Annotated in this window: 5 protein-coding genes; 2 read left to right on the top strand and 3 right to left on the bottom strand. The window is 53.6% G+C overall.

All coding sequences use genetic code 11. From position 1 onward, the window contains the following. The first annotated feature begins 136 nt into the window (after positions 1–136). Both AC5S16_RS11660 and AC5S16_RS11655 read left to right on the top strand, forming a co-directional pair. On the top strand, positions 137–2,329 hold the full coding sequence (locus AC5S16_RS11660; protein WP_493930245.1) for a DUF6259 domain-containing protein: 2,193 nt from the start codon (positions 137–139) through the stop codon (positions 2,327–2,329). A gap of 187 nt (positions 2,330–2,516) precedes the next feature. Beyond that, positions 2,517–4,880, top strand: a complete 2,364-nt coding sequence (locus AC5S16_RS11655) for a GH92 family glycosyl hydrolase (protein ID WP_493930244.1) — start codon at positions 2,517–2,519, stop codon at positions 4,878–4,880. Between the two features lie 15 nt (positions 4,881–4,895). Here AC5S16_RS11655 and AC5S16_RS11650 read toward each other — a convergent pair whose 3' ends face one another. The 3 genes from AC5S16_RS11650 to AC5S16_RS11640 form a co-directional block, all read right to left on the bottom strand. Next, entirely contained in the window at positions 4,896–6,221 is a 1,326-nt protein-coding gene (locus tag AC5S16_RS11650) for a glycosyl hydrolase family 28-related protein (protein ID WP_493930243.1), read from the bottom strand. A gap of 12 nt (positions 6,222–6,233) precedes the next feature. Then, on the bottom strand, positions 6,234–8,531 hold the full coding sequence (locus AC5S16_RS11645) for a GH92 family glycosyl hydrolase (protein ID WP_493930242.1): 2,298 nt from the start codon (positions 8,529–8,531) through the stop codon (positions 6,234–6,236). A 98-nt stretch (positions 8,532–8,629) separates the two neighbouring features. Beyond that, a complete protein-coding gene (locus tag AC5S16_RS11640) occupies positions 8,630–12,112 on the bottom strand; it encodes an outer membrane beta-barrel protein (protein ID WP_493930241.1) in 3,483 nt (1,160 codons plus the stop codon). Positions 12,113–12,168 lie beyond the last annotated feature (56 nt).

Raw genomic sequence — 12,168 nt, 5'->3', positions numbered from 1 at the left:
TTGGCATGGACCACAATGAAGTTATCTGGAGATGCAGCTGGGTCGGATTGACTTCCCTCAAATGCTTGAGTAGTGGCAAGGTCAAAAAGGGAGGCCGTCGAAGCGGGTCTACCGTATCTGAACTATCTCAGGAGTCATGATGGACAGACGCACTTTTAATAAATTAGCTGGAGCTGCTGTCGTCGGCGCATTATCGGGCAACGTCGAACTAGTCGCAGAACCTGAGACCAATACGCCTGACGCTGCTGCACAAATGCACCCCTCCGAAGAGATCGTTTTAGAAGATGCAACGTTTATGGTTGCTTTCGATAGAACATCAGGCGCGTTGACTCGTTTGAAGAGGAAGTCTTCCGGATGGATGATCCAGCGGCGGCCTGAACTCGGTGTTTCCTTTCGTCTGCACGCCCCGCTCCCAAACCAGCGCGATAACTTCGTTCTCGGCCAAAAGCAACATGCAACCAAAGTAGAGAAGCTTTCCGACCATAAGGTTCGCCTGGAGTGGAAGGACCTGACCAGCGAACATGGCGGCCAGTTGCCGCTGACGTTCGAAGCCACGGTAACACTCGAAAACGGCGCCCTAACCTTCGACAGTATGCTGATCAACGACTCGTCACTTGTAGTAGAAACCATTGACTATCCCTATTTCGGCGATCTCAGCGCGCCCACTCCGCAGACACAGATGCGCACTGAACATATGTGGTACGGCAATCTCGTTGGCGATGAGATTCACCCGCACTTCAATAACGCATCGGGTTATTGGGGAGTGAGGTTTCCAAGAAAGGCTGTCGACTCCAAGCGGAGCCTCTTCTGCCTGATCCAGACTCCGCAGGAGGGCCTTTATGTAGGCATGCACGATCCCTCACTGCCTTACCTGTTGCAGTTCACCTTTGAGCAGCATCCTGCAGTTCTGCAATCCATCAACAGTATCGTTCCGCAGCAGGATGAGATTTCCGGCCTTCCGGTTCATCTGGAATTTCATACCTGCCACTTTGTCTTTGCCCCGCCACGCTCCACAAAGAAACTCGCCCCTGTTGTTCTGCGCAGCTACAGCGGTGACTGGCACGCCGGTATTGATGTTTACAAGCAATGGCGCGCCACGTGGTTCACGGCACCCCATCTTCCTGACTGGGTCAAAGATGTGCACTCATGGTTGCAATTACAGGTCAACGGGGCTGAGCAGGATTACACGATTCCCTATCGCAATATCGCCCCCTATGCCGAAGAATGCGCGAAGAATGGAGTGACCGCCATCCAGCTTGTGGGCTGGAACCGCGGCGGGCAGGATGGAGGTGATCCCTCGCAAGACACGGACCCCGGTCTGGGTACATGGCAGGAATTGCGTGATGCCGTAGCCCGCTCGCAGGCCATGGGTGTCAAGATGATCCTCTTCGGCAAGATATACTGGGCCGACCTGACCACCGAATGGTACAGGAAGGAGCTCTATAAGTACGCAGCTACGGATCCTTTCGGCATCCCCTATCAGGCAGGCGGCTACAGTTACACCACTCCCACACAGCTGGCCGGCATCAATAACCGTCGCCGGGCCATCATGGATGTGCAGAGTCAGGGTTTCCGAGACATTGCCACCAAAGAGTTTCAAAAGATTCTCGATCTCGGAGCGGCCGGCTGGCTCTTCGATGAAGTATGTCACCATGGTCCGGTTGAGTTTTCTTTCAGCCCGGATCACGGCTATCATCCGCCACGCTACATCTATGGTGGCGATATGCCACTCGCGCAACAGTTTCGTGAAGCAGCGGATAAAGTAAGCCGTGATTTCATTTTTGCGGGCGAAGGCCCTCAGGACTGGCTGCTGCAATATTATCCGGTCTCTTATTTCCGGATTAATGGCGGTTCACGCGCAGTCTGCCGCTATATTGATCCGCAGGCTCCTCTGGTAGTCGCCGCAACTGGGCTAGACGACCGTGAGATGCTCAACCTCATCCTCTTGAACCGCTACATCATCAGCTACGAACCTTATAACTTCAAAGGCCACGTGAATGACTTCCCGCTTACACTTGCCTACGGACAGAAGATTGATGCGCTGCGGAAGAAATACAAAGCTTACCTTTGGGATGCTGAATTCCGTGATACGCTGGGAGCCGATGTCAGCTCAGATGGATCGCACCGCTATTCGGTATTTGTCTCATCATCCGGCAAACGCGCAGTTGTGATTGTGAATCAAGAGTCTCAGAAAACAATTACGGCAAAACTCGATCTGCCGAATGCAGGAAGTCTCATCATGGCTACGCCTGAGCAGCCTGACGCACGCCCCACCTCGGCAACATTACAAATCCCTGGACGGTCCGCAGCCGTTCTGATCGAACAATGAGTGTCTTGTTGTAAATAACTTTGTCTCGGAGATCGAAGGTCTGGGCGCGCGGTTCTGAGGAGACCTGCATGGCCACGTCTTCGTCAAACTATCTACAGTGAACAAGAGAATACAGAACCTACACCGGCGTGATTTCCTGAAGGGATGCACTGTAACAGCTATTGCAAGCGCCATTCCTTCTTTTGGCATGATCAGAACGGGTGACGTCGAGGTTGCTCGTGCATCCGGCAATACCGGAAAGCGGGCAGTCGATCTGGTGAATCCCATGATCGGCACTGATTGGCATGGGCATATGTTTCCCGGAGCAGTAGCTCCATTTGGGTTGGTGCAATTGAGTCCTGATTCAAGCGGGGTACCGAACCGCAGAAGGGGCACGGATAAGGACTACTATGGATGGGATCATTGCCCCGGCTATCACTATCCGGACAACGTGATCGCGGGCTTCAGCCATACCCATGTCCAGGGAACCGGAGGTGTTGATCTCGGCGACATTCTAGTGATGCCTGTGGTGGAGGGACGGAACTGGAGTTGGGATACTGGTATTCCAACAGATCAGGCTGAGACGCAAATTGACGCCATTGGAGAAAGTTCAGGGTGGATTTTCAGCGAATCAGAAATGGGGTACCGCTCTTTTTTCTCTCATCAGCGCGAAACAGCTCGCCCGGGATATTACAGCGTGCATCTGGAAACACCGGATGTACATGCAGAGTTGGCAGCAACAACGCGCTGCGGAATGCACCGGTATAGTTATCCCGCATTGCCTCCACATACCCAGCGTGGCGTAATCGTAGACCTGGCCCACAGCCTTGGCAGCAAGATCTACCACACGGAATTAAACATAGAAAGTAATTCGCGGATCAGTGGCAGTCGATCGACGCACGGGTGGGCGCATGACAGGGATATCTATTTTGTCATGGAGTTCTCACACCCGGCTGCTTCCGTGCAGGTTAAAGTTGACGGCAAAATCAGCTCAGCCTCAACGGGAGACCGACTCTCGGGAGAGCAGATACAGGCCATCTTCAGCCATGAGCCAGGATCAGGGGCTCTGATTCTTCGTGTTGGAATATCCGGCACCAGCATTGATGGAGCCAGAAAAAATCTGGCTGCCGAAATTTCCCTCTGGGATTTTGATGCAACCGCCCGTCAAACTGAGAACCTCTGGAGTAAGGCTCTAGATGTACTCGATGCGGAGTTACCGGATGAGAAGACGAGCCAAACGTTTTATACTGCCGCGTATCATGGCCTCGTCGCTCCCGCGACTTTTAACGATGTGGATGGGGCTTACCGGGGACAGGACCACCAGAATCACCCGAGTCCGGGCTTCACGAAATACACAACGCTCTCCATATGGGACATCTATCGCGGCGAATTTCCCTTCATCACGTTGATGCAACCGCATCGAACCAACGACATCATCCGCACACTTATAGCCGACTATCAACAACTGAATCAGCATTCGCTTCCCTTCTGGACACTCTGGGGAAATGAAACATGGAGCATGGATGGTTTTCACGCAGCGGGCATGATCGTGGGAGCATATGTGCGAGGGTTCCGGGACTTTGATGTCCAGGCAGCATACGCGGCAATTCGAGATACGGCTCTGATGGGCGCGACGGTCAAAAACCATCGGGAATCCCAGGAGCAGTTTCGTCATTATGGTTACGTGCCTGTAGACCCAAAGAGTGCATCTGTATCGTTTACTTTGGATTACGCCTACGATTACTGGTGCGCGGGAGCAATGGCTGAGCTACTAGGCAAGCAGGACGATGCCGCCATGTTCTACAAACTGGGTCAGAATTATAAGAATCTTTTTGACCCTGAAAGTGGCTTCATGCGAGGCAAGATGGAAGATGGCAAATGGAGAGAGCCGTTCCGTCCCGACCAGGAATACCTGGACTATGTTGAAACCGATGCATGGCAGGCTACCTTTAACGTTATGCAGGACGTGCGGGGTCTGATCGATCTCTACGGAGGAGATAAGCAGTTTATCGCCAAACTGGATGCTCTGTTTACTGCTCCCTCCTATGTAGTAGATGCGCGGCCGGATATCAGCGGAATGGTAGGTCAGGATGCCCAGGGCAATGAGCCAAGCAACCACATTCCTTATCTCTACACATTCGCGGGCGCTGCGTGGAAGACACAGTACTGGGTCCGCAAGGTTGCGGCGCTCTATAACAATACTCCGGCCGGTATTCCGGGCAACGATGATTGCGGACAGTTATCGAGCTGGTTTAACTTTGCCGCACTCGGCTTTTATCCAGTCAATGCAGCTACAGGCGTATATGTCATCGGCAGCCCATTGGTGAATCATGTAAGAATCCATAACTCAGCTCATGGAACAACCTTCTCCATTCTTGCCGAGAATAATTCTCCGGAAAACATGTATATCCAAAGCGCGGAACTGAACGGCAAAGCATTGAATCGTTCCTGGATTACCCATGCTAATATTGTCGGCGGCGGCGAACTGCGCTTTCGCATGGGCAGCAAGCCCAACAAGGAGTGGGCCTCCGATCCGGCCGATCGCCCTCCTTCAGGATTGGTCAAAAGCTGAACTGCTCCAAATAGATTATGACGAAGCATTAAAGCCGATCTGAACTTCCTTGCCTGTTTCGTTCTGGATCTGTGCGGGGCCTGTGAAAAGATTGCCTGTAATCACCGCACGCTCTACTCCTTTGCCCAGCAGGAGGTGCGGTTTGTTCTCGCGGAACTCGCAGCCCTGGATCAGAACGCTGCCGGCAGCAGCTTGAATGGCAGCACGCGATCCTTCTTTGCTCCACTGCACAAAGGTGCAATCGCTGAAGCCGACTGTGCCCCGGCCATCGATTTTTGCAATTTGATTGCACGGTCCCCAGAAGGCGCTGTTGCTGATGCGAAGAACTCCCTTATTGGTGGAACGCACCTCTACCATGGTCGGGTCTTCTCCGTGGAAAGAAGTAAACTCCCCGTTCGCGATGAGCAGGCCGTATGGAGCAGCCTGCTCCACCAGAACAGCGCGGTTGCAATCATCGGCACCAATGCCGAGAAAGTTTCCGTTGCATCCGCCCGTCGACGTTTCTACAAACTTGTAACCGACACGATAGCCAAAACAAAATGTGTTCAGCACGTATTCCCAGTCGGAACGGCCGAAGATAAATGCTTCGCCGTTGCGTGTCTGCCACTGATAGACCGGACTGTGCGAACTCCACCAGGGATTGAAGTGGACATTTTCAATCCGCCCTATATCGTAAATCGCGTCCACCCAGATGCCTCGGCGCAAAGGCTGCCCAGTGACATTGCGTATATTGTGTCGTTCGTTCTTGCTGGCGTCGATGCCCTGATACGGGTTGAGCAGTTCAACATCAAAGATAGCCGGGTTCTTGCCCCTCATGGCGATAGCCCAGGGATACGGAATTGGCTCGGCATCTGTTCTCTGTTCCGGATAATAGATGGAAAGCCCGCAGACTGAACTGTTGGTGTTTAGCGTAAGGAACGGTGTTCCATCTTCGTTCCCGCGGCCTGCATCAACAAAAAACGCAGTGCCGTCATCTCCCGGCTTTGGCTGGCCCTTGTCGCGGATGCCATTGTGCGAAGGTACGCAACTGAAGGAGCCGCGCAGCGTCACACCTTCCGGCAGCGTGAGCGTTCCGCGAAAGAGATACCGTCCCGGCGAAGCATAGACAGTCCCTCCACCGGCCTTATGCGCCGCATCCAGCGCGCGCTGGAATGCAGCGGTGTCATCGGTCGAGGCGTCGCCGTGCGCACCGTGATTTCTTACATCGATGTAGAATCCTGCAGCTTTGTTCTGTTCCGCTGAAGCTGGATCAGTGAATCCTATCAAAGAGCCCAAACCAACGGCAGTTCCAAAAGAGAGGAGACGGCGGCGCGTAGGCTCTGCATCATTCAGCATGTTCATTTGTTCTCCAATTTAATTCGCATTGTTCGACATCGACGGCGGCGCATCATCAGGTGCACTGCCCCACTGCAGGTTGGGCTTGTCGGCCATCTCCAGAACCAGCGTTCCCCCATTGGCAATGTCCGCATGCTGGAACCACGCCTTATTGAGCGGCTTACCGTTCAGTTCTGCAGAGTGGATGTATTTGTTTTGCGCGGAGGTATTGCGCGCAATGATGGTAAAGAGCTTTCCATTGCCGAGGCGGATCGCGCTCCTGGTGAAGATCGGACTTCCGATCTCATATACAGGGCTACCGGGGCATGCCGGGTAAAAACCAAGTGCGCTGAGAACATACCAGGATGATGCGGCTCCCCCATCATCATCTCCGGGAATGCCAAGTGGGCCATCGCCGTACCAGACTTCCATCAACTGGCGCACGCGTTTCTGCGTCTTCCAGGGCTGGCCGGAAAAAATGTAGAGGTAAGGAATGTGGAAGCTGGGCTCGTTGCCCTGCGCGTAGAGGCCGACGAGTCCGGTGGCATCCGGGAACTGGCCAAGGAACTGATACTTTGATGTTCCGTATTGCTCAACGAACAAGCGGTCGAGCTTGGCATTAAATGCTTCGCGGCCGCCCATGATTCGAATCAATCCAGCAACATCATGCTGCACGTTAAAGGTATAGAGCCACGAATCTACTTCAGTGAAATAATCGCGGCCACCCTGCCCTCCTCCAAGTTTCGGGTCGAAATCCGCAACCCACTGGCCATCGGCGCTTTTAGGAGCCATAAAGCCGATCCTGGGATCAAAGACATTCTCAAAATTATGCGCAAGCTTGGTGAAATACGCGGCGTCTGCTGTTTTGCCTAGCGCCTTTGCCAGTTGCGCTATGCACCAGTCATCGTAAGCATTTTCGAGAGTTACAGATGTGGCCTGCCTTCGCTCGCCTGTAACTTCGGGCACGTTTTCATGCTCTCCTTTGGCCAGCGCAGGAAAAAATCCTTTCTCGAAATAAACCTTATCAATGCTGGTGAGCGGCCCACGCTGCCATGGAATCATCGTCGCCTCAGTAGCATTCTTCCTCATCGCTGCGTAAGCGAGATTCTGGTCGAAGTCCCGATAGCCCTTCGCATATGCATCAGCAATCAACGATGCCGCATGGTGCCCAATCATCACTGCCTGATCGCCCGCCACAGAGGGGAAAGAAGGCAGCCAGCCGCTCTGCTCATACATGCGGAGATAGGAGCGGATCATGTTTTCCTGCTGTTTCGCATCGAGCAGCATCTGCAACGGATGCAGTGAGCGATAGGTGTCCCACAAGCCATCATCGATATAGAAGTCGTGCCCCTCAGCCTCATGCACCTTGTGATCGTAGCCACTGAAGTACTTGCCATCTTCTGTGATGTCGGTCATGCGGCCTAGCGACCGGTAGAGCGCGGTGTAGAAGATCGTTCTCTGCTTCTCGGTACCGCCCGTAACATCGACTGCGCCCAATGCCTGGTCCCAGATCGCTCGCGCTTTAGTCTTTACCTGATCGAAGCCCCAGGTAGGGATCTCACGCTGCAGATTCCGCCGCGCCTGCTCTGCGCTGATATAAGAGATTCCAACGCGGACTTCTATCTGCTCGCCGGATTTTGTCGCAGTGTCAGTTACAAAACCAAGATCATCTCCGGAACGCCTTGACGCCTGTGAAAGCTCGCCGTTTGCCTGCCATGTGGAGTAATTCGAAAACGGCTTGGAAAACTCCACATAAAAATACTCGCGAGTCTCTCCTGGCGTTCCTGATAGCTCACCGACCGGACCAACTACTCTCTCGCTTCCTTCGATAGCATTGTTCCCCGCAACGGTCAGTTCAGCGTGAATTTTCGTACTCAAGACTAGATGAGCATGGGCACTTGCAGGGAATGTAAATCGGTAATAAGCGGCCTGTTTGCTGGTAGTCAGTTCCGCTTTTATATTCCAGGTCTGGAGATCGGCTTCGTAGTAATACGGAGTTGCCGTTTCAAAATCGTGGTCGAAATCCGAAGCATAGTCTTTCGGGCGCATACTGGTATTGCCGGTGGAGGCCATCAGCATCGCAGGCCCTACCGGAAAGCCGTAAATCTTGTCGGCAAGGTAGCGGTCAGTAATTCCAGGCGTAGTGACCGGAGCAACCCGCATCATGCCGTGCGGATATTGAACATAGGGAACAGTGGGCTGCAACAATTGCCCAATGCTGCCGATATTTGGTGAAACATAATCTACCGGTGTTTTGGCCTGTTGCCCTTCCAGTGAAAAAGCACATAAGAGCGCCATCAGCACGCATGTGTGCTTGTACTTCAAGCTGTTTGCCATTCCTCTACTCTCTATATTTGATCTGCTTTCGGTGAGGTTTCAGTTTAGACGAATGCATGCAGACCTACTCTAAAGCTCGCCTGCATGCTTATGAAAATCTAGAAAGCCAGCCGCGCGCCAATCTGCAGATTACGCGGCTGTCCGCTGCTGGTGATCTGACCAAACGTGCCATCAGTAATCGAACCATCGGGCGTACCGAGATTGCGGTTATTGAAAGCGTCGAATGCTTCAAAGCGCAGTTCAAAACTTACGCGCTCGCCAAACTGCTGTTTGCGATTCAGGCTCATGTCCCAGTTACCCAGGGCAGGACCACGAAGCCGCGGCTCGTTGCGGTTTCCGTTGCCTGTGGTGTACGGCGCCGGAATCGCATAAGCTGAGGTATCAAACCATTTATCCGGATTCTGACCACGCTGAAGCTGCGGATCATGCAGCCTGTCTGCGACGGCGCCAATACCGGGAAGGTTGGTGTTATTAGGCACAGTAATGATTACCGGAAGTCCGGAGCCGTATGTAGTGACGCCGGCCCATTGCCAGTTTCCAATGATGTTGCCAATCACTCCTTTGCCAAGCATCTGATGACCATGCCCGAAGGGAAGCTGATAGATGTAGTTGAAGATCACGTAGTGCGTGCGGTCATATTCTGAAACTGCACGCGAAAGCCCCAGGTTTGTGGGGTCAATGATCGCCCCGCCACGACCGGCATACCGCTCGGGAATATCATTGATGTTCTTGCTGTATGTATAGGAGGCCTGCAGAAGAAACCCATGCGCGTCATCGCGGTGCTGCAACTGCGCGGTGAAAGCGTCGTAATAAGAATCTCCCACCGGATCGTGATACCAGCTCACGCCCGTATATTGCGGGAAGGGCCGCAGCAGCTGGCTATAAGCAACTGTCGGAGCGCCCAGTTGTCCCTGCAGCTCTCCGGCAAACGGGTTCGACACTTGTTGCGTGAGTTTGGAGCCAAGGCTCAGATCGCCGATTGGCGCGGAGTTTCGATCGAGGTTATACCAGATGTGCTCGCCACGCGATCCGGCATAAGCAGCGGTAAGCACTGTTCCGGTTGAGAGTGCCCGCTGGACGCTCAGGTTCCAATCCTGATGATTGGGGAGGGTGCCAGGACGATAAGGCGCACCGATGCCCTGTCCCACCAGCGAGCTTGGCGGTGCGGGATAAGGAAGATATCCGGCCGCAAATGGATTCGAGAGCGTCGCTCCCGCAGGAGGAGTATTCGGAGCAGGCGAAGGAGCCCCGGTGTATACGTTCGTGCTTACCTGCCATCCTGTGCCAGCAACGTTGCCATCGCTGTTGGTCACCCAGAAGAGGCCGTATCCGCCGCGAATCGCGGTCTTGTCCCCAAGCTTGTAGGCGAAGCCAAGACGCGGAGCAAAGTTTGTCCAGTCCGTGTCGTTTTCCGAGCGTGAATTCCCATTCACGCCTGCGAACTCGACTACGCCTGGAAGTGCGGTCACCGGATCCGGGGCTGTCGGATTGAACCAGGTCAGTTTGTTATAACGGTCAGTCCATCCCGTCAGCACATCGTAGCGAAGCCCAAGGTTCAGAGTGAGGTTGTTGGTCACCTTGTAGTCATCATTCACATAGGCATCGATATTCTTTTGTGACGATGTTGCTGATGCATCTCTGGTCGTATAACCGCCATCAGGAGCGCTCAGCAGGAAGGACGCGAATCCAAATCCGGCATCCGAGGTTGCGCTGGCCGGGTCTGGTCCCTGTGTATAGGCGCGTCCGAAGGTGAAGTATCCCGCCGGATTGAGCGGACGGAACTGGTTGAAGTAAACGAACCGGAACTCAAAACCCGCCTTGACCGTGTGCGGACCAGTTGTCCATGTCAGGTGAGCCTGCCCCTGATTGCTGCCTTCGGTATCCGAGTCCACGGCAGAGTTGGCAAGGCCGAGGCTGTTCTCATCCCCGATCTGGAACTGCGGAAAAATCTTGCTCTCCGTTTGCTCTACAAACGACTGCGGAAAGCCAAGGTTGGCAACGTCAAATCCCTGGCTCGGAACCAGCGTTCCATAAAAGCTGTGCACGAAGTTTCCGCGGAATTCCATCAGCAGGTTGGGCTTTATGGTCCAGGTATCACTGATCGTTCCTGTCCATGCCGTGTTTGTTGCTCCGCCTGGATTTCCATTTGTATCTGTCTGCGGAAACGCAATGTTGACCAGCGGAGTAATCCCCGTATAAGCGTGACGCCCCACTGAGACGAAGGCTTTATGGCTGTTGCCGAAATTCTGATCGACACGCGCCAGGAATGTATTCTGCGAGGTCTTCCGGGTTCTGGTAATTGCGAAATTGTTGTAGATTCCCTCGACGCCAGTCGTATTCGGCAGCGGATAATAATTAAGCACATTCTGCACAATCGGATTGTTCATGCGATCGGCAGGAATGATGTTGCCGGGAAACGGGCTGCGCGTCCATGTGTTTGTCGTGCCCGCAACCAGCGTTGTCGTATTCGGGTCATAGATGGTGATCTGGTTACCATTCTGATCGACCAGCCCTGAGAAATCCCCCGTCCGCATTGCCGGTGTAGGAACGCTGCCGGTAATAAGGGACGGCGTGCTCTGCGGGTCCCATTCAAGATTCAGGAAGAAGAATGTCCTGTTCCTGGCGTTATAGATTTTGGGAATCGAGAGAGGACCACCGAGGCTGAATCCGAAGTTATTTTCGTGGTATGTGCTGCGCTCCTGCCCTACGTGGTTCGGATACCATCCATTTGCATTGAAATCCGTGTTACGGACATACTCGTAGGCACTGCCGTGATAAGTATTAGTACCTGATTCAGAAGCAGCGGTCACAACGCCGCCTCCTGACATCCCATATTCAGCAGAATAGTTGTTGGTGATCAGCTTCAATTCGCCCACTGATTCGAGCGGCGGCGTGTAGGCCAGATCGCCTGATGAACTGTTTACCTGTGTGGCTCCATCGAGCATGACATTGCTGGTGTTTGCCATGCCGCCGTTGATCTCGGCCTGAATACCGGCATTGGAATACACCGGCAGCACGCCCGGCTGCAGAGAAAGCAGGTTATAAGGATTGCGGCCGAGTTGTGGCAGCTCAATAATCTGCTGACGGGAGGCCGTGCCACCCAGTTCGGAATTTTCTGTCTCAAGCTGAATTGCGTTGGCCTTCACTGTGAGGCTCTGCGAGACAGCGCCAACTTTCAAGATCAGATTCACGCTTGTTGAGAGGTTCACCGTAATGTGAATGCCGGAAATCGTCGTCAGAGCAAATCCCGGCGCTTCTGCTGTGACGTTATAAGTGCCCGGAGCCAGGTATGGAATCGTGTAATAGCCGTTGCTATCGGAAACTGTGGAGCTGGCTGTATTTGTGGCTACATCTGTAGCGCTGATCCTTGCTCCGGATATCACTGCCCCGGAAGTGTCTTTGACCGCCCCGGTAATGGTGCCCTGCTCTGCCTGTCCAAATGCCTTTGGCTGGAATAGAAAAGCGCCTGTGATCCAGGCGCAAAAGATGAGAATGATGGAAAACAGAGTAAGTCTGGTTTGCGTCGGCCGTCTCTCTGAATCTGAATTTACGGGTAGAGATGCGTATTGCCTTTCTCTCATGTCGCCCCCTATCTATAGTTTTGGCTGGGCGAGGCATGGGCCTTGCTCAAGCAGCC

It is taken from the genome of Acidobacterium sp. FHG110202_01 (assembly GCF_059115305.1).
The sequence above is the reverse complement of the archived record's forward strand: the minus strand, read 5'-3'. Positions and strand labels throughout refer to the sequence as shown.

What these genes read in the sequence shown, in the direction of transcription:
- AC5S16_RS11645 (WP_493930242.1), bottom strand. Translation starts at nt 8,531, where the DNA reads ATGGCAAACAGCTTGAAGTACAAGCACACATGCGTGCTGATGGCGCTC.
- AC5S16_RS11655 (WP_493930244.1), top strand. Translation starts at nt 2,517, where the DNA reads ATGATCAGAACGGGTGACGTCGAGGTTGCTCGTGCATCCGGCAATACC.
- AC5S16_RS11660 (WP_493930245.1), top strand. Translation starts at nt 137, where the DNA reads ATGATGGACAGACGCACTTTTAATAAATTAGCTGGAGCTGCTGTCGTC.
- AC5S16_RS11650 (WP_493930243.1), bottom strand. Translation starts at nt 6,221, where the DNA reads ATGAACATGCTGAATGATGCAGAGCCTACGCGCCGCCGTCTCCTCTCT.
- AC5S16_RS11640 (WP_493930241.1), bottom strand. Translation starts at nt 12,112, where the DNA reads ATGAGAGAAAGGCAATACGCATCTCTACCCGTAAATTCAGATTCAGAG.